Here is a 17,942-nt window from a genome sequence, read left to right as displayed (position 1 = left end):
AAAGCCATTATCTGACTTTCACCTGTTCTTAATTATTTACACTATCATAATATGCGCCCTTTAACTGAAGTAGTTCCACATGTGTTCCGGATTCAATTATTTTTCCTTTTTCAACTACGTATATTGTATCAGCATCTTGTATGGCATTCAGTCTATGTGTAACTACAATCTGGGTAATATGTAGTTGTTTCAAATTATTACATATTCTTCGTTCTGTAAGAGGATCTAAGTTGCTTGTGGCTTCATCAAAAATAATAACTTCCGGTTTCAGTGCCAATGCTCTTGCTATAGCAATACGCTGTTTTTGTCCTCCTGAAATGTTCTGTCCATTTTCTCCCACAAATGTATTAAGTCCCAATGGGAATTTTTCTATATCATCTTTCAGTTCTACTAAATCTAAATAATGATATATTTCCTCATCTGTCAACGTATTTGTAATATCCACGTTTTCTCTAATTGTTCCATTCATTGCCATTGGAACCTGAGTAACTATGGCAAATATCCGATCTATATCCTCTTTGCATATTTGTTTTATATCTTCCCCGTTTACTAAAATTTGTCCTTGATAATGAGAAAAGACGTTCAATAATAATTTTGTAATTGTAGTCTTTCCACTTCCTGAACTTCCTACAAATGCTATCTTCTCCCCCTTTTTTAGCATCATACTAACATTCTCTACATCTGGCTTCGTGCTTCCATAGTAAGAAAATGTTACTTGCTGCATTTCCATAGACTCAAATGAATTAATATGCTGAGTACCATTTTTACGGTTAGATTTATAATTCATTAACTCTTTTAAACGAATCATTGTTTCCTTTAAAACATTAATTTGAGGTACCACCAAAGATAGAGTTTGAAATGGACCTGTAAAATATCCGGCAAGTGTGACAAAGGCTATTAACGTTCCTAATTCCAACCTATTATCACAAACCAAGTATCCTCCTATAACGTAAAGTATCAATGAAGAAGCTATTGAAAAAGCCCCCACCACCGACTCCATAATATCACTTATTTGTACACGCTCACGTAATCTCTTAATTAAATGCTTATAATCCTGTTTCAGACTATCACTCAGCATATTCTCTATTCTCATGCACCTTATTTGCTGGATATTAGTCAAAGTTTCTACCATTCGTGCCTGTAATGCACTCTGATCTGCAATATAATTTTTAACCTTTATTCTAGCTTTTTGATTTAAAATCATTACTATTGTTATCTGTATAACAGTCATTACTATTATAACTGCAAACAATGGTATTGACTGTGTTATCATCATTATTCCGCAAAAAACAGCAGTAACCACATCTATCACTGTTGAAATTAGAGCTGTTGATATAAATTCGTATATATCACTGACACTATTAAAGCGATTTTCAATATCTCCTGATGAATGGCTTTCAAAATAACTTAAATCAATATCAAATATTTTATTCAGCATTAAAAATATAGTATCTTTGTATATATTATTCTGTAAAATAAGTATTACCCTTTTTTTAGCTAAATTTGCAAGTAAATAACTTAATGCCACTGATAATATCAGTAACGCATATTTTACAAAATTGAAGCCTAATGTATCATACGTTATTTCATTGACTATTTTTTTTATAATGAGCGGTGGAATCAATATAATTCCCTGTGTAACCAACGTTAGAATACTTGCCAGAAATAATTTGCTTTTATTTATAGGTATAAGAAAAGACTCACGTTTCTCACGTTTATAATTCTTTTCTGTTGGTCGAACACATACAAGTACATCTAAAAAATTCTTTTTAATATATGAATAATCAACCTTTTCTTTTCCTTTTAAAGGATCTAAAAGTATATATTTCCCATATTTTTTCTCCGCAACTACAACATAATGATTTTCTTTTGAACACATGATAATCGGTAAACATTTTATCAAATTTTCTTCGGTTTCGTAGTTTCCATACGCCTTGAATGAAAAATTATGTTCTTCCGTAATTTCTTTCATTTTTGCTAAAGACATACCATTTCTTCCAATACTTGTTGTAGCTTTTAATTCACTAATATCTATCTTATATTTATAATATTGGAAGATCATTGTCAATGCTGCTATACCACAGTCTGTTGTCCCCATCTGGCGAATCAATGGCACACTTTTTTTGTGCATAAATACACCTCCCTAGTATAATAAATTAGTATTGGAAATAATAAATTCTATTATTTCCAATACTATCATTTTAGACTTCCAGAGCAATTACACAAGGTAAATCTTTTTTTATATCTCGCAGCAAAGAATATCCCATGCCACATAGTCCTGTCATAAATCCTTGCAATTTATATCCATATAGATACGCATTATCGCAATCAAATACACCATTACATACATTCTCAGCAATAATATCACGAATATCTACATAATATTTTTCTATCTTTTTATCTGAATGGTCTTTTAAATATTCAAATAAAATTTCTGTATTACCTAAATTACCATGACATAGACAATTGTTTCCTAAAATTCCCTCTTTTAATATTGTATTCACTGCTACTTTTATATCATTTTCTATCAAATCCGAATACCGCCCATTCAATATGACATTTACTTTAGATCGGCTAAGCAATATGCCTGCAGCGCCATGACACCAAGCAACGGTAAAACTTCCTCCATCAGATGCTTTTTCTCCTGCATATACCCTTTCGTCTTTCCAATTTCCTTTTTCTTTCACAAATAAAGAATTTTCAAATTTAATGCCATCGAGCAGTGATAATAAATACTCCTCTTTCTGAGTCACCTGCCATAGTTTTGCCAGTGCTAAAACTATTCCAGATGCTCCATGTGAAAATCCCGCTAACGGCGAAGTTCTTCCATCTCCATTCCATCCGCCTTTAATAGAGCCTTCCTTTTCCTGAGCATTTACTATTATATCTCCTGCTATTTCTGCCGAAGCGATATACTCTTTATTTCCAGTTAGCTGATACATATTGATCAATGTAATAACTGCGCCTGCATTACCATAGACAAGATCAAAACTGTTATCTCTGGTAATCGCTTTCTTTAATATTTTATAGTGCTTTTTTGCATAATCCAAATATTTTTCTTTATTTGTAATTTTATACAGTACCTCATAAGTGTACATTATAGACGCTTCTCCACCAAAGGCGCCACTGCTTTCATTTTCTATTCCCTCATTTCGTTCACACATCTCATCTGTGTATGTAAATAATTCCTTTTCAATCGCATTGCGTATAATAAGGTACTCCTTTTGGGGATCAACAGCATACAATGCGTTAAAGAAAATTGCTAGCCCAGACATTCCTTCATATAAATAGGTACCAAGTGGTCTTATATCCCATGAGCAGTCATCTTCATTTCCTATTAGAGTAACACCAATCCAATTAACTTCTGTTCTATCTTTATTAAAAACAGCAGTTTTTATAAGAGAATCAGCCAATTTCTGAACAGCTTTTAACAGATGAGCCTTATTTTTTTCTCTGTGCGGAATCATTTTCATTTGTTGAAGCTCTATCTTTTTATCCTCAACCTGAAATTCGTTTATCTCTGTCAGAATAATATTCATGAACATTAATTGCCTTTTTAAATCATCTTCATCTAACAATACTATCTTTTTCTTTAAGTGTTCCAAACTGGTATATTCAAAATAGTCTTCGATTTTCTCACCTTCTGATCCGAAAAGAGATTTACCTGATGTATTGAGATAAAAATATGGAATGTCCATGTTTAACATGTCTTTTATCTCACATTTCACAACACCTTTATCTCCTTGTGTAGCTTCATACTGTTTAAATAAACTACACAAAAACATTTGTCTATCTCTTCCATCTTGCATAAAATCCGGATGAAAAGATGTGTGTAATAACATAGAATATCTTTGGGTATCCTGAACTAAATGGCGAATATTTAAATTACCAAACATGTCGGCATATTCAAGAAACTTTTCTTTATTCTCCAAAACATATTTATACGCATCTTCAAATCCTGCATTTATTTCTTTTAGATAATGAAATGCTGATACATTTTCTCCATCTAATTTAACAAGATTTTGATTTACTCCAGTTGTAGGATGTTCATATACAAATCTCATATTTGAAGTACATAAATCCGCTATTTTAGGAATAACTATAGGATATTCCTTTCCCTCACTACCTTTAATTGCACTCATATCTACGCCTTGGCCCAAATTTGAAAACCTATAGTGTGGCAATAAACCTGAGTATAATACTGACTCATGAAGGATATAATTTATTTCCTCCTTTGCAGAATTTGTTCTCCCTCTTCTACGGTTATCTAGTATAGTTTCTGCATCTATAATAATTGGATATTCTCCTGCGGCAATCACATTTTCTTCATGTAAATCATTTGTATTAAGAATATAACTACCGAAAATCAATATTCCAAATCTATAAAAATACCGTCTGATTTCATCCTCTGTTTTACAACTTTTATAATATACAAATTCCTCCCAACCATACTCCTGACAATCTAATATTTTTGGTTCATACATCTCATATTTACAACCAGCATTTATCTTTCCCAGAAAATCGAAATACACTTTTTCAATTTTTAACGAACGTGGTTTATACACAATTTTAGTGCCATTATCCAACTTAAGAATACTTACCCCATTCCCTTTTTTATGAGAATCCGAGATATTAGAACTTATTTCAACTACATTTTTAAATTCTAAACCTCCACAAAATTTATTCGCAATTTCATTTTTATCTTTATTAAGTCTTTCTAATAAAAGTACATAATAAGAAGATAAGTTTTCTACGGTTTCTGTAACTGAACGTAGTAAACATGGATATATATTGAAAAGCTCCTGTTTATACGATTTCTTACTTAAAAAATTATTATTATAATAATCGTATTCTTCCTCTGAATTTCTTCCATTCAGTTTTCCCGTCTTCTTACAAAGATACATTTCAAACATTAATATTCCAAGACTGATCTTCCCTAATCTCTCTAATAAGGTATTTGCGTATGTATCTATAATAGAATCCGTCCAAAAAAGACTTGTTCCATTTTTTAATATGTCTATTCCGTAATTGATTAAAGGTATAAAAAAATTATCAAATGCCAATTTTTCTCCTTTGAATCCGGAATAGTTATAATTGATTGGTTTTTCAAATAATTCTATTTTTACCTTTTCCATTTCTGACATCACGTGATTGTTTTCACATACATAATTTTCAGAATTTAAAACTTTTACTAAATCAATACCATAACATTTCTCAGCAACTCTTAATGTATCTTCTCCTAAAATCTTTTTCCAATATTCAAATATATCTTTTTTATTTTCTGCTTCTGATGTTGTATAACTTCTTTCTGTAAAATATGATGCTCTCTCAGTATTCATGTTCTTAAACACCCCATTCTGCTTTCCATTTCAACTCACAATTCGTATCTGTACTGCACAAACTTCAATTAACGCTTACCCTCTTTATCAACACCTGTGTTTATTTCTTAGGGCAGCAAGGTTTCAGCAAAGTACCAAAATAGCATTCTGCTGTACTTGTACATAAAACTCCGCCGGAATTTCTGGTTTCACCAGCTCCTGCTACAAATTTGTTTAAATCTGCTTCCTGCAGCTCCATCATAACGTTACCAGCCGGATTGCTAAAGTTTTCTTCTCTTGTAATAGGATTTCTCATTTCACTCATAATTATTTCTCCTTTCATAAATCAATTTTGTACAGTACAGATACTAATTCTAAATTGAAATGGTTGAATTATTTTCTTCTGTTCCTTACATTTTAGATAATACACCTTTTATTTCTTGAAATTTTATTCATGTAATAAAATCGACTGTCTATGTAATTTTTGTTAGAATATTAATAGTTTTATTTTTTCACATCTTCCATATAAAAATATTACTGTCTACCAACGTAACCGTTCAAAACAAAAATCTTTTCTACAATGTCAAAAGCGGATATGCGCTAAATCGCATATCCGCTCCAAATTCTTTCAAACCGCAAATAATATTTCCCTATATATTCTCTGCAACTCTCATAATATTCAATTATCCCACCATATTTTTCGATATTTGCTAGGTGTCCTCCCATACTTCTGCTGAAACGCCTGGTTAAACGTCCTTTGGCTTTCAAATCCGAATTCAAGATAAATATCCATAATCCTTTTATCTGTATTTTCCAGCAGATTGGAATAATAATGATGTAATATTCATCACCAAAAATGATTATCAAATTTCAACAAAAAGATGTAAATAATATCAAATACACCGTCTACCTTTTACCTCAATTTTTTTAATCAATCTTATTTCCGCTTACCAACATTTTCTTTTTTTAAAATTTTAGAAGTTTTTACAAGTGCTTCTATTAAAGTTAAACCTGTCAGAATTACAGCAACTCCCATCATAAATAATGTCCATGCTTTGCCCTTATCAAAGGTTACCAAAATAGCTATCGCAGCTACAGGCATGTTTATATATCCTAAACTTGTTGCCCATTGAATAAAAAAGTTCGGCCAAAACTTTTTCTCTTCTTCCACTTCATTCACTGTTTTCACTTTTTTGGCGAAATAAAGCATACAGACTATAGATACAGCTATCAGTATTATTTTCCATACACAATTAACTTTCGTTTCCTCTGGTGGAAAAAAGGTATCTATCATGATAACTGCTATTCCAATGATAAATGCTATTTCACTATACAATCCTGAATAAGCGGAATCTTTCATGTCATTTACTTTTTTCTCTAAAGCAGTAATTACAGATTGGTGATACTGTTTTGCACTTTTCTTATTTCCGTTCATGTAATAAATCCTCCATTAATAATAACATACTATTTCATCTCAATTATATCTCCCAAAAACTATAACTTTTTCAACCGATACCCCACATTGACCAACGTTTCGATAATATCATGCCCCATCTTTTTTCTTATCTTCCATATCACATATTCTACTGTTCTGTATGGTATCTGATCATCATGATAATGAATACCCCATACAGAATGATAAATATTTGTCTTTGGCATTACCCAGTTTGGCTTTAAAGCCAGTAGATATAAAACTTCAAATTCCCTGGGTGTCAGGTCTATCTCCTTTCCTTCGTAGATAACCTGATAGGACATTGGATTTAACTGTAATTTCCCGTTGCCCAACACTACATTCTCTTTATATTCTGGAAAAACATACTTCATGTGTATGCCTCCTCTTGATTTGTAAATTCAACTTTTCTCATTCCAGAAAGAAATACTGGACGAAAAATCCCCGTCCAGCACTTCTTCAATTATCAGTTATTTTAATGCACTCTCTATATCCTCCGCTGCTTTCTATAATTTGAAGATACTCCTGGAGCTTTTCAGATTGGATATTTTCCTTTTCTGTAAGTGAATTGAATTAGAAAGCAACTTGTTTTTATGCAGCTTAGCGGATTTCGGATATTGCTCTGCAGTTCCGCCCGCATAGTACGATAATCATTTTCTATATCCAGTGTCCTTGTTACTGCCCTCTCACAAATATCCAGCAGTTGCTTGATACACTCTGCTAATTCCTGCACTGAATCATTCAAATACCGTCAGCCTGCAAAAGGCTGACGGCAAAAAAGATATCATATCACTATAAACTATTTTTAAATAAATTTTAATCTGGCCAATCCAAATAAGAAGACTCAACCAAGCTACTACCACTGGCTTTAAAAGTATCTAAAAATGTACAATCTTTTGATATATTCAAACCTTCCCATAAATAATTAATAGTACCTTTCATGTGAATTTGTACAAATTGTTTATTGCTTGATATATCCGTCCAAGAATAATTAGGTTCCCAACTGCCGAGTGTAAAACCTGTATCATAGGAACTGCCTACTAGTGAAACGCTTGAAATCCGAGAAGAACTTACATTAGCTGTAAAATCTTGTTTAATATACCCCCAACCGATTGCAGGAATCATACTTTCTACGCTTGCAGTATAAGATCCTGTTGCCCTTGCCATATTAGAGCGCTCTATAAGTTTCACCTCCATATTCTGCATAGCATTCTTCATCATTTTAACATATGATTTTACTGATTTTTCTATTTCTTCCACGCTCATATCGCTCCTGCTAGGTGAGATATAAACATTTTCAAAAACAACCCCAACTCCATTTGCTTCTGCCCAAGTATTAAGTTCTTGCTCAATATATTTGTTTGGCTCAAACTGATTTTCATCATTTGAAGCATATACTGGAATAGTCACTAAAAACATTGTACATAATATCATAATAATACCAATTACTTTTTTTATATTCTTATTCTTCATTTTTATACCTCCTGTATATTTTGCGGTAGCATTTTAAAAACAATATATAAAACGTATATATAATTATAATATTTAAAAGAAAATTGCCTATTGAAAAATGAATAGATATAATTTGTTGAGTATTTATATGGATAGAATAAAATTTATATGGAAAACCTAACAATAATAAATTTTTCTCTATCTTTTGGGTTAATGGAATATATGGAATACACATTACGATCCCTATTACAATAAACAATTCCTTAATCTTAAAATATTCTTTCAAAGCTTTCGCCTCCCTCATACTTTTAGTCTATATAATCAATTAGAACATCGGAATCACCTTCTTTTCTAAAATAATTACTGCATCCAAATTCAATTTATATTTTTATCTCATCATTTATCTGATTTAACAACAGTCTTCTATATATATCATTATTATTAAATAATTCTTCATGTGTTCCGCTTCCACATATTCTTCCCTTTTGTAATACAACAATTTTATCTGCACATTTTATTGTCGAAAATCTGTGAGCTGCAACTATAGTTATTCTCCCCAACATCAATCGTTCTAATGCTCGTTGAACAGATTTTTCAGTACAACTATCTAAATTTGCGGTTGCCTCATCTAGTAGCAATATTTCTGGGTTTCTAATCATCGCACGTGCTATAGCAATTCTTTGTTTTTGTCCTCCCGACAGTTTAACACCTTGTTCACCAACGTCTGTATTATACCCCTTTGGCAATGAACTAATAAATCTATTCAACTCTGCCTTTTCTAAAGCACTTAATACATTTTTTTCATTATAGCTATCAAGCCCATAAGTTAAATTATCTAAAATAGTTCCTGACATAATTGGTGATTCCTGTTGAACGTATGCTATTTTTCCTCTCCAATCATTCATAGGTATATTCCTAACATCTATTCCTTCATAATAAATATTCCCTTTGTCTTGTTCATAAAATCTCTCTATCAGTGAAAAAATAGTAGATTTTCCAGATCCGCTTTCTCCAACAATTGCTAAAGTCTCTCCTTTTTCAATGAAAAAACTGATACTGCAAAGAGTATTCTTTCTATCTGAATACCGAAAAGAAATATTATCTAATACTAATCCACAATTGCATTTTTGATCGGAAATTATAATCTCTTTTTTAATCTTTTTCTCCACGATTTCTTCATTTAAAATTTTACTAATTCTTTCCATCGCACCACAGCTTCTATTCAATTGACCTACAAATGCCGTCAATCCCATACAAGGTGTTGCAATTTGGAAAAGATAATATATAATTGCAACAAGGCTTCCCGCCGATAAACTCCCATTTGATACTCTCACACTTCCATATCCAAATATAAGAATTAGTAAAAGGAAGATCAACATTGTTGTTAAAGGTTGAACTAAAGCAGTTATCTTTCCACCTTTAATACCTATATTAAATAACTCTTTCGTTAATAATTTTCCTCTTTCTTCTTCTTTTTCTTCAGCTATACATGTTTTCACTAACCGAATATTAGTTAAAACATTGTTCATTCTCGCCTGATATTCTCCTGTCTTATTTTGAAAATCTCTTGAAATCCTATATAATTTTTTATTTAAAGGACTAATTGCAAAAACTGTTATTGGAACTAATCCAACCATAATTGCTGCCATTTTCCAATCAACTGCAAAAATTAAAATTATAGAGCCTATTATAGATATAGCACCTGTAATTGCACTCAAAAAATCATTCGTTATAAACTCACTAATTACCATAGTATCGTTTGTTATCCTGCTCATTATTTCGCCTGTTTCTGTTCTATCGAAATATTCAATTGGTAAATGCAAAACTTTACTCCATAAATCATCACGCAATTGCATAATAATTTTATGAGCCATCCAAGACATCAAATACAACACTCCTACCGAAAATATTACTTGTAGCAAAATAATAAAAGCAATCCAACAAATTTTTTTCCACTCATAATAATTTCCACTACTAATATCTATAGTATTCATTACTGCTATAGGCATATATAATGTACAAAAAACTTGACTAAATATTAAAAATAGCAATATACCTATGTTTTTTTTAAGTGGCAGGTATTTTCTTAACAATTCCCAAAACTTTTTAACATTCAATTCGTTTTTCATCTATCTTATTCCCTTTTCCTATAAACCAGAATATCAGAAAAATAAATACAAAGATAAAGATATAGTCCATTAAATTACTATTTCCTTTTATAATCAAATATTCTCCATCTAATACATTTCTTGTATTTGCTATAATAGTTTCATACATATCATTCTTAGATCGTAAAACGACATCAACTACTCCAAATACCAGCGTTGCAATAAGCGAAAATATCATACTTGAAATGTATAAACTATTCCCACGTAATTTACTTACTTTCTTACTTTTAATTAAATATAAATATACGGCTGCTGTTAGTAATCCTGGTACAAACAGTACTCCATATAGTGTAAAAATGTTCATTGATGAATATCCCCAAAATACTGCTATGCTCCCTAATACTCCTAATGCAATTTCTAAAATCCATAAAATAATATTTTTCCTCATCTTTTCTACCTCTCTTTACAAATATATGCACCACAAATTATACATAAAGTGTACCACCATAGGCGGGTATAATTTTTTTGTATATATCCTTAATACAGCAAGTATTATGCCTGCTGGAAATCTATACACTAAATTACTTAAGAAATCTCCTCCCGTATGTAGTGCAAACCCAAAAATTATAGCACTGACAATAACCACATAATATTTTTTACGAAACAACTGTGATAATAAGTAAAAAATAATTCCTCTCATTAAAATTTCTTCAGATATACTAACAAATAGTTGTTGACTTACAACTTCAGTAAAAATCTTCAAGTTTCCTTTTGTTATAAATAAGAAAACACTAAAAATCACAGCGCTAATTAAAAAAATACTATCTGTTATACCAATTTTTGCTATTCCTATTTCTGAGATTTTAATATTATGTTGCTTTTTTAGTACATAAAATGGCATAATCACAAAACTGATAACGAGTGACAAAATACTTGCCAGCTCCTCCATATTTCCTTGAAAAGCCAAATTTAAGAATAAAAAGCAAAACATACATAAAAAGTTACTCAGAACAATAATACAAACTATTTCTATAAGTAATTTTTCTTTTTTATCCATAACTTATATCTCCTAATAAGAAAAAGGGGAAGTTTAACCTCCCCCTCCTCTTGCTGTCATAATTCTTACCAGCCCTTTTTATTTCCGTATCCTGCACATAATCCTAATACAGGACCAAAAGACCAGCAACCTGCATTTGCTTTCCCACTCTTAAAGATCATACTTACGTCCTCCTTTCTCAGAAATTTATATAATTATAAAAACTATATACTTGTATATTGTGCAAAAAGATTATCATAAAATCGTTTTGCTGCTAAGCAATAAGGATCTCTTTTTTTCATATCGCCTGTAAATAGATATGCTCGTCCCCTACATGCTCCACCACATAAATTTTTGTATTCACAAATTCCACACTCTTCTATATCATCTAATAATATATTATTTCCTTCAAAATCAGACTCATCAATAATATCCTTTAACCTGCCATGTTTTATATTTCCCATTTTACATTCTTGGCAATGTAGCATATGGCACGGATAAATGTCTCCGTTATATGCTATACTAATCGTTTTCTTTCCAAAGCCACAACCTTCCCGATATGTAATGCCAACCACATCTGTAGGTGTATCTAAAATTGTAGTTCCATTTTCTGACTCTGTAATGTTATCACCGACAATAACAAAATCATCCTCGCTGAATTTATAATCTTCAAAAATCTTTTCGCTAAAATCCACTGTAAATATACTGAAACTCATAAATACACCCAATTTTTTTGCTAAATTTTCATATTCTTTCATGAATGGAACATTCTTCTTATGTAATGTTACAATCAATTTAATCGGTATCTTTTCTTTTAGTCTTTCTACCGTATCTAACACACGTTTCATAATACCTTTATCTCTTATAAATGATGTTTTGTCATCATATCCATCAATTGATATGTTAAGTGCATCAATATACGGCAAAACCACTTCATAATCAGAGATGTTCATCGTTCCATTTGATATAACTTCTAAGCTTCCATTTACTGTTTCTTTAATATATTTACAAATTTCTCGTAAGTCTTTTCTCAGAAATGGTTCTCCACCTGAAATTACAATATTTTTCACTCCAAGTAATGATAAATCATCAATGACACATTTCCATTCATCAAAACTTAATTCATTTCTTGTATTCCGATTTTCTACATAAGAATAGCATCCAAGACAATGTAAATTACACGCAGAATTGACATGTAAATATACTGAGTCAATACCTTTTATTTCCTTGTAACAGCTTTTCAAAAAATCATTTTCTTCCAAGACCTTATAAAGTTCTTTCTGGTTATCAGATAGTGAAGAAATCTCTATAAGATTGCTCTTTAATAAATCTACGACTTCTTCCCCTTCCCTGTCTAATCCAATTACCATTCCATTATTTCGATTTGCTATAATAGTTATTCCTTTGACTTTGAATGTCTTTACATTATTACCCAACCAGTCCATATCTTCCTCCAAATTAAATATCTTTGTTTCTAAATTCTCTAATTCCAAAATAAGTGGTAAAAACTGCTATAATAGAAAAATAAATTGCTCCTATTAAAACCTGCGTCCATACTACTTTTTCCATCATTGTAAAAGTATTGATATAATACAATGGGGAAAAATATTTAAACACTTTCGTATAAGAAAGTAAATTCATCCCAATGTAGCCTATCATATAAATCCCCAAGCAGACTACTAATCTATACTTTATGGATAACATCATAATGATAAAAATTGTTATTACCCAAAAAAGATATATGGTAATAATCTGTATAATTTCTATTGAAATTCTTTCATCATACAACGCTCCATTTACAATTGGAGTTTTATCATTCATTATAAAATAATAACAAAACAATCCTACAACTACTAATAATACACTAATCACACCAGCATACACGCTTAATGCCTTTACTTTTTCTATATAGATTTTTTTTCTATCACCTACTTTATTCAAATAAATCCGTAAACTTTTATCTTCAATTTCAGTCCCTAATGTTCTACTTGTAATGGCAACTAAAATAATATTAAAAATAAACATGGATTGAGCCATTTGAAACATCGCCGATATAAAATTGATTGCTGTAATATTTCCATTTCCGCTATAAGAAACTATTTCTGAACCACTTGCAATTCCTACACTATATAAAATCGGAACTAAAATCACTGTTAAAAAAATCCATGTATCTTTTCTTTTATACAATTTATATAATTCTGTTTTGTAAACTACCTGCTTTCTATTTATCATATCGTTTCCTCCGCCAAAAATAATTTTTTCAAATTATTATTTTGAATTGACATTCCCACGATATAATGCCCCTCTTGTAATAATATTCTTTGAATATCAACAATATTTTTTTCATTTTTAAAAAAAATACAATCTTTTTCACAAAGTATAGTGGGATCTTGTAACTCCAACTTTTTTTTCTCTTCTGTGCTTATATTTCCATCAATTTTTAAAATAAAAGTCTTTTCTCTCACTAATTTCTGATCCAAAACCTTTTTTCCTTTTCGAACCATCACAACTCTGTCACATACTTCTTCCACATCATCTAAATCATGACTCGAAAATAAAACGGGGATTTTTTCTTGATGCGCCTTATCTAAAATTACCTTTTTAAATAATTCCTTTCCAACCGGATCTAATCCTACAAATGGTTCATCAAATATCAATAATTCCACATCTGTTAACAGGCTTTGACACAATCCCAATCTCTGTTTCATGCCAAAAGAGAATGTTTTCACTTTCTTTTTTTTGCTATCAGAAAGTTCTGTCTTCTGCAATAGACTTTCTATTAAAGTACTATTTTTCTTGTCTTCTGATAATATTGATAGATACTGTAAATTCTCTTCGGCTGTCAAATAATCCAAAAAACTAGGCTCGATTAAAACTCCTATTTTATCTAATGTTTTTTCCTTTTCACTAGATATTCCTTTAAAAGATATACTTCCAGAAGTAGGTCTAATGAAGCCACAAATAGAATTTAATAATGTTGTCTTTCCTGCACCATTTTCACCTATAAGTGCCACTATCTCTCCTGGCATTATTTTCATGGAAAAATCATCCAATGCTATTTTGTTTTTATATTTTTTTGTCAAATTATCAATCGAAAGTGCCTCATTCATTATGACCACCGTCTTTCTTTGTTTTGATGGTATTACTATATCATGCTTTTTTAAAATTCATCTTATCTGAACCTTAAAATAACATAAAAAGCAGGGCACAATGCCCTGCTTTTTATGTTATTTTACTGGCATCACAATTATAAATGCCTTTGTATATTTCTTATATGGCTGCTCAAAATAAATAGCTGCTTCATGTACATCCAGAACTTTTTTTACAATTGCAAGTCCTAATCCACTATTACTACTATCATTTCTCGATTGATCTCCTTTAACAAATGGTTCATACATACACGAACTAATATCTTTTGGAATTTTTTTCCCATCATCCGCTATAACAAGATATATTTTTCTATCATATTCTGTCAGTCTAATTTCAATAGTCGTATCTTCATCATTATGTTGTACTGCATTATTCAGTAAATTTATAATTGCTCGACGCATTTCTCTTTTATCAATGAAGATATTTCTTTCCTCCTCATCAACCTCCACTCTCAAAATGTTTTTATTTACCTCAATATAATGGTATTGATCTGCCAAAATATTTTTCACAAACTCAGTAAAATCCACTAATTCTTTGTTTAATTTGTAATCGACTCGAAACATCCTATTATAATCGCTTAATTGCTGAAGTAACTGCTCCATTTCAACACTGCTTTCAAAACAACGCTTCAAATATTCTATGTTCTTACTTTTGCTATTTTCTAAATCATTTATAACAGTTAGTAAATATCCTTGAACAACTGTTAAAGGTGTTCTTATATCATGACCAATATCCGAGATCAATTGTCTCCTCAACCGTTCTTCTTCTTCTTTTTGTTTTACAGCATCTTCCATTTCTTGCGCCATACAATTAAAAGAATTTGCCATCTCCACAAATTCATACTCTGCTTTAAAAGATAGTCTTTTTTTATAATTCCCACTTCCTAATTCTTTCATTGCTTCTTTTAATAAATTGATTGGCTTGGTCAATTCTACCTTTATTTTCTTAGACACACAAAAAACGGTTAAACAATACCCAATTCCAAATAAAATAATACCTACTATATAAATCCCTAAAAAGTGAATTGATTCTGCCTCTAAAGGAATGTTTATGGTTGGCGTTACTCGCAAGAAATCTATCGGAAAAAAAGTTACCTGTATTCGCTGTCTGTTCTGTTCATCATAAAACTTTTTAACAATCCCTCTATATTTTTTTCCATCAATTTCATAATTACCATTTACAATATCTATAATTTCTATGCTAGTGTATTTTTTATATTCTGCTCTCGGATATTGTCTTTCGTAATCTGTATTCAATATTTCAAACCATGCACCATTTCTTTTTAACTCTGAAATATCTATATCTTCATATCGGCTTTTTCCCTCACAACTGACAATATACTTTTCCTCTAATGTATTAACAATTTTTGAGTTATTAAATACACTTATTACACTCGCCACGATTGCAAATATAATAACAATCACTATTGAAAAAAAACAAAAGTTTTTTATAAGCGTTACTTCTAGTTTCTTCTTTCTATTTTCCAAATTTATATCCTAACCCCCTTACTGTAATAATAAACTGAGGATTTTTAGAATCTTCTTCTATATAGTCCCTTAATTTACTAATATAAACCATTATTGTATTACTATCATATAAATACTCGTCTTCCCATACAGCTTCAAAAATAGCCTTTTTAGTAAAAACCCGTTTTGGATTATTCATCAGTAATTTCAAAAGTTTATATTCCTTATTTGTCAAACATATTTTTTCTTCATCTTTATATAAGCAACATTCTTTACAGTCCAATTTTAGATTCTGAAAACAGATAACTTCTTCTTGAATTTCCTCTGCACTACCAAATTCATAAAATCTTCTAAGTTGAGCATCGACCCTTGCTACCAACTCTAATGGATTAAATGGTTTTGCTAAATAATCATCAGCACCTTTTTGCAATCCAATAATCTTATCTTCATCTGTACTTTTAGCTGATACAATAATAATAGGAATATTCTTTTTTTCTCTTATTGCTTTCATACACTCATAACCATTTACTAATGGCAACATAATATCTAAAATAAGCAAATCAATTTTTTCTTTTTTAGCAATTTTTATTGCATTAATGCCATCTTCTGCTTTAATTAAATTATATTTATCTTCTAAATGTAAAACCATCAAATCTAAAATTTCTTTAGAATCTTCTACAATTAAAATAGTAAACATATTTCACCTCCATTTTGTCGCATAACAGTTTTTGTACTTGAAATGAACTTTTCTTCTTTTCATATTTCTATAATATTGAATTTGTTTGATATAACTATTATATTCCATATTTACGCCAACTTCAATTCTTACAAACAATTTTATATATTCATTAGCCAATTACCATTTTAGCACTTCATGATAATTTTCTCCCACAAATATCACTTATCAAACAAAATATAGTAAATCACATTTTTCGTAGTAAACTAATATTTGAAATTTCAAAGCTTTTACATAAAAAATGCCGCTACAGGTTTTTATCATCACCCGTAACGGCATTTTCTCTTATCTTATTCAGCCTTTTCTTCATTACCAGATTTTAAATACTTCATTACCTCTTCCACAGTTTTTCCGGAAGCAATCAATGCGCTAAATATCTCATCTTTCTGTTTATCTTCGATTTTCTTCCTGAGGTCCTTTGCTTTCAGACGCAGTTCTTTTAATTCTGCCTCTGTTGTTTTAATCTCCTGTTCTACAGTTACTAGCTGCTCCTCCAGAGATATATTCTCCATTTTTTTGCGTCTTGGCATATCTGCTCCTCCTAATACGATATTTTCTTTATTGTATCACTCTTTATCGGAAAACACCATATATTTTTCTGGACTTTTCTTACCTCCCGTTTCTTCGCTGCTGTTTCTGGCTTTTGGCATATTCCATCTTTTTATTGTATTCGTCCATGATTGCACTTTCCAGATCTGCCTTAAATTCTGCATTAACTGCATGGGCAATGTCCTCCCGTTCTCCTTTTGCAGAATTTTTCTGGGGCATACCTACAAAGGTTTTTCCGTTCCATGCCTGGATCACATGAAGCTGCTGGATTGCCAATACGTCCTGCAGACGAATGGCAACATCTGCCTTAAAGGTATCGCTTCCCTGTACCGGATTTACACTCAGATTGTAATACAGTTCTTCCTCTCCCCAACTGCCCTTACAGTCTGTTTTAGTTTCTGTCATATTCTCATAGGCTTCCCTTACAGTATCCAACACTTCCTTTTGAAATTCCTTATCGGTAAACCGAAAAAAAGGAACATACTCCCCTGTTTCGTAATCTCTGTAACGGGGCATATCGAGGTACAGATTTCCTTTCGAGGACTCTTTAATTGCAAGACTTTTCACACAGAAGGCCTCATCAAAGGTAATGGTAGCAAATCCTTTCAGATTATTGATCTTTCCTTCTTCCTGTTTCAATTCCGGTTTATATACTCTGATATTATATTCCATATTGT

Annotated in this window: 17 protein-coding genes; all 17 read right to left on the bottom strand. The window is 30.9% G+C overall.

What is annotated here, in order from left to right:
- Positions 1 to 28: 28 nt before the first annotated feature.
- Positions 29 to 2,131, bottom strand: coding sequence for a peptidase domain-containing ABC transporter (locus tag WMO43_RS03180; protein WP_055056067.1), 2,103 nt, complete (start codon positions 2,129 to 2,131; stop codon positions 29 to 31).
- 70 nt (positions 2,132 to 2,201) lie between these two features.
- Positions 2,202 to 5,339, bottom strand: a complete 3,138-nt coding sequence (locus tag WMO43_RS03175; RefSeq protein WP_147417366.1) for a type 2 lanthipeptide synthetase LanM family protein — start codon at positions 5,337 to 5,339, stop codon at positions 2,202 to 2,204.
- A gap of 100 nt (positions 5,340 to 5,439) precedes the next feature.
- Complete coding sequence (locus WMO43_RS03170) at positions 5,440 to 5,643, bottom strand: plantaricin C family lantibiotic (protein WP_055056069.1); 204 nt, start codon at positions 5,641 to 5,643, stop codon at positions 5,440 to 5,442.
- A 354-nt stretch (positions 5,644 to 5,997) separates the two neighbouring features.
- Complete coding sequence (locus tag WMO43_RS03165; RefSeq protein WP_081019425.1) at positions 5,998 to 6,162, bottom strand: helix-turn-helix domain-containing protein; 165 nt, start codon at positions 6,160 to 6,162, stop codon at positions 5,998 to 6,000.
- 93 nt (positions 6,163 to 6,255) lie between these two features.
- Positions 6,256 to 6,753, bottom strand: coding sequence for a hypothetical protein (locus WMO43_RS03160; protein WP_118340032.1), 498 nt, complete (start codon positions 6,751 to 6,753; stop codon positions 6,256 to 6,258).
- 59 nt (positions 6,754 to 6,812) lie between these two features.
- Positions 6,813 to 7,142, bottom strand: a complete 330-nt coding sequence (locus tag WMO43_RS03155; RefSeq protein ID WP_117689876.1) for a winged helix-turn-helix domain-containing protein — start codon at positions 7,140 to 7,142, stop codon at positions 6,813 to 6,815.
- Between the two features lie 442 nt (positions 7,143 to 7,584).
- Positions 7,585 to 8,241, bottom strand: coding sequence for a hypothetical protein (locus WMO43_RS03150; RefSeq protein WP_118340028.1), 657 nt, complete (start codon positions 8,239 to 8,241; stop codon positions 7,585 to 7,587).
- Positions 8,242 to 8,600: 359 nt separating this feature from the next.
- Positions 8,601 to 10,349 carry an ABC transporter ATP-binding protein gene (locus tag WMO43_RS03145; protein ID WP_118340024.1) on the bottom strand — a complete coding sequence of 583 codons (1,749 nt, stop codon included), beginning with the start codon at positions 10,347 to 10,349 and terminating at the stop codon, positions 8,601 to 8,603.
- Positions 10,327 to 10,776: a hypothetical protein gene (locus WMO43_RS03140; RefSeq protein WP_118340022.1), complete on the bottom strand. Its 450-nt coding sequence runs from the start codon at positions 10,774 to 10,776 to the stop codon at positions 10,327 to 10,329. The genes WMO43_RS03145 and WMO43_RS03140 overlap by 23 nt, the downstream gene beginning before the upstream one ends.
- A 15-nt stretch (positions 10,777 to 10,791) precedes the next feature.
- Positions 10,792 to 11,385: a CPBP family intramembrane glutamic endopeptidase gene (locus tag WMO43_RS03135; RefSeq protein ID WP_118340020.1), complete on the bottom strand. Its 594-nt coding sequence runs from the start codon at positions 11,383 to 11,385 to the stop codon at positions 10,792 to 10,794.
- Between the two features lie 203 nt (positions 11,386 to 11,588).
- The gene (locus WMO43_RS03130; protein ID WP_195956093.1) at positions 11,589 to 12,809 is read right to left on the bottom strand and encodes a radical SAM/SPASM domain-containing protein; all 1,221 of its coding nucleotides are present in this window, start codon (positions 12,807 to 12,809) and stop codon (positions 11,589 to 11,591) included.
- A gap of 13 nt (positions 12,810 to 12,822) precedes the next feature.
- Positions 12,823 to 13,596: a hypothetical protein gene (locus WMO43_RS03125; RefSeq protein ID WP_118340016.1), complete on the bottom strand. Its 774-nt coding sequence runs from the start codon at positions 13,594 to 13,596 to the stop codon at positions 12,823 to 12,825.
- A complete protein-coding gene (locus tag WMO43_RS03120; protein WP_118340014.1) occupies positions 13,593 to 14,474 on the bottom strand; it encodes an ABC transporter ATP-binding protein in 882 nt (293 codons plus the stop codon). The genes WMO43_RS03125 and WMO43_RS03120 overlap by 4 nt, the downstream gene beginning before the upstream one ends.
- A 117-nt stretch (positions 14,475 to 14,591) precedes the next feature.
- On the bottom strand, positions 14,592 to 16,001 hold the full coding sequence (locus WMO43_RS03115; RefSeq protein ID WP_349162084.1) for a HAMP domain-containing sensor histidine kinase: 1,410 nt from the start codon (positions 15,999 to 16,001) through the stop codon (positions 14,592 to 14,594).
- A complete protein-coding gene (locus WMO43_RS03110) occupies positions 15,991 to 16,677 on the bottom strand; it encodes a response regulator transcription factor (RefSeq protein ID WP_118340010.1) in 687 nt (228 codons plus the stop codon). The genes WMO43_RS03115 and WMO43_RS03110 overlap by 11 nt, the downstream gene beginning before the upstream one ends.
- Positions 16,678 to 17,006: 329 nt before the next feature.
- Entirely contained in the window at positions 17,007 to 17,246 is a 240-nt protein-coding gene (locus tag WMO43_RS03105) for a flagellar export protein FliJ (RefSeq protein WP_118340008.1), read from the bottom strand.
- 79 nt (positions 17,247 to 17,325) lie between these two features.
- Positions 17,326 to 17,937 (bottom strand): septation protein SpoVG family protein, encoded by a 612-nt coding sequence (locus WMO43_RS03100; RefSeq protein ID WP_195956095.1) that lies wholly within the window; start codon positions 17,935 to 17,937, stop codon positions 17,326 to 17,328.
- Between the last annotated feature and the right edge of the window lie 5 nt (positions 17,938 to 17,942).

Origin of the sequence: Maccoyibacter intestinihominis (assembly GCF_040096355.1) — a bacterium.
GTDB classification, from domain to species: Bacteria; Bacillota; Clostridia; order Lachnospirales; family Lachnospiraceae; genus Maccoyibacter; species Maccoyibacter intestinihominis.
Note: the sequence above shows the minus strand (reverse complement) of the source record. Positions and strands in the feature narration are given on the sequence as shown.

Excerpts from the sequence above, each read along its gene's own strand:
- WMO43_RS03180 (WP_055056067.1), bottom strand. The coding sequence starts at position 2,131 with ATGCACAAAAAAAGTGTGCCATTGATTCGCCAGATGGGGACAACAGAC.
- WMO43_RS03175 (WP_147417366.1), bottom strand. The coding sequence starts at position 5,339 with ATGAATACTGAGAGAGCATCATATTTTACAGAAAGAAGTTATACAACA.
- WMO43_RS03170 (WP_055056069.1), bottom strand. The coding sequence starts at position 5,643 with ATGAGTGAAATGAGAAATCCTATTACAAGAGAAGAAAACTTTAGCAAT.
- WMO43_RS03160 (WP_118340032.1), bottom strand. The coding sequence starts at position 6,753 with ATGAACGGAAATAAGAAAAGTGCAAAACAGTATCACCAATCTGTAATT.
- WMO43_RS03155 (WP_117689876.1), bottom strand. The coding sequence starts at position 7,142 with ATGAAGTATGTTTTTCCAGAATATAAAGAGAATGTAGTGTTGGGCAAC.
- WMO43_RS03150 (WP_118340028.1), bottom strand. The coding sequence starts at position 8,241 with ATGAAGAATAAGAATATAAAAAAAGTAATTGGTATTATTATGATATTA.
- WMO43_RS03145 (WP_118340024.1), bottom strand. The coding sequence starts at position 10,349 with ATGAAAAACGAATTGAATGTTAAAAAGTTTTGGGAATTGTTAAGAAAA.
- WMO43_RS03140 (WP_118340022.1), bottom strand. The coding sequence starts at position 10,776 with ATGAGGAAAAATATTATTTTATGGATTTTAGAAATTGCATTAGGAGTA.
- WMO43_RS03135 (WP_118340020.1), bottom strand. The coding sequence starts at position 11,385 with ATGGATAAAAAAGAAAAATTACTTATAGAAATAGTTTGTATTATTGTT.
- WMO43_RS03130 (WP_195956093.1), bottom strand. The coding sequence starts at position 12,809 with ATGGACTGGTTGGGTAATAATGTAAAGACATTCAAAGTCAAAGGAATA.
- WMO43_RS03125 (WP_118340016.1), bottom strand. The coding sequence starts at position 13,596 with ATGATAAATAGAAAGCAGGTAGTTTACAAAACAGAATTATATAAATTG.
- WMO43_RS03120 (WP_118340014.1), bottom strand. The coding sequence starts at position 14,474 with ATGAATGAGGCACTTTCGATTGATAATTTGACAAAAAAATATAAAAAC.
- WMO43_RS03110 (WP_118340010.1), bottom strand. The coding sequence starts at position 16,677 with ATGTTTACTATTTTAATTGTAGAAGATTCTAAAGAAATTTTAGATTTG.
- WMO43_RS03105 (WP_118340008.1), bottom strand. The coding sequence starts at position 17,246 with ATGCCAAGACGCAAAAAAATGGAGAATATATCTCTGGAGGAGCAGCTA.
- WMO43_RS03100 (WP_195956095.1), bottom strand. The coding sequence starts at position 17,937 with ATGGAATATAATATCAGAGTATATAAACCGGAATTGAAACAGGAAGAA.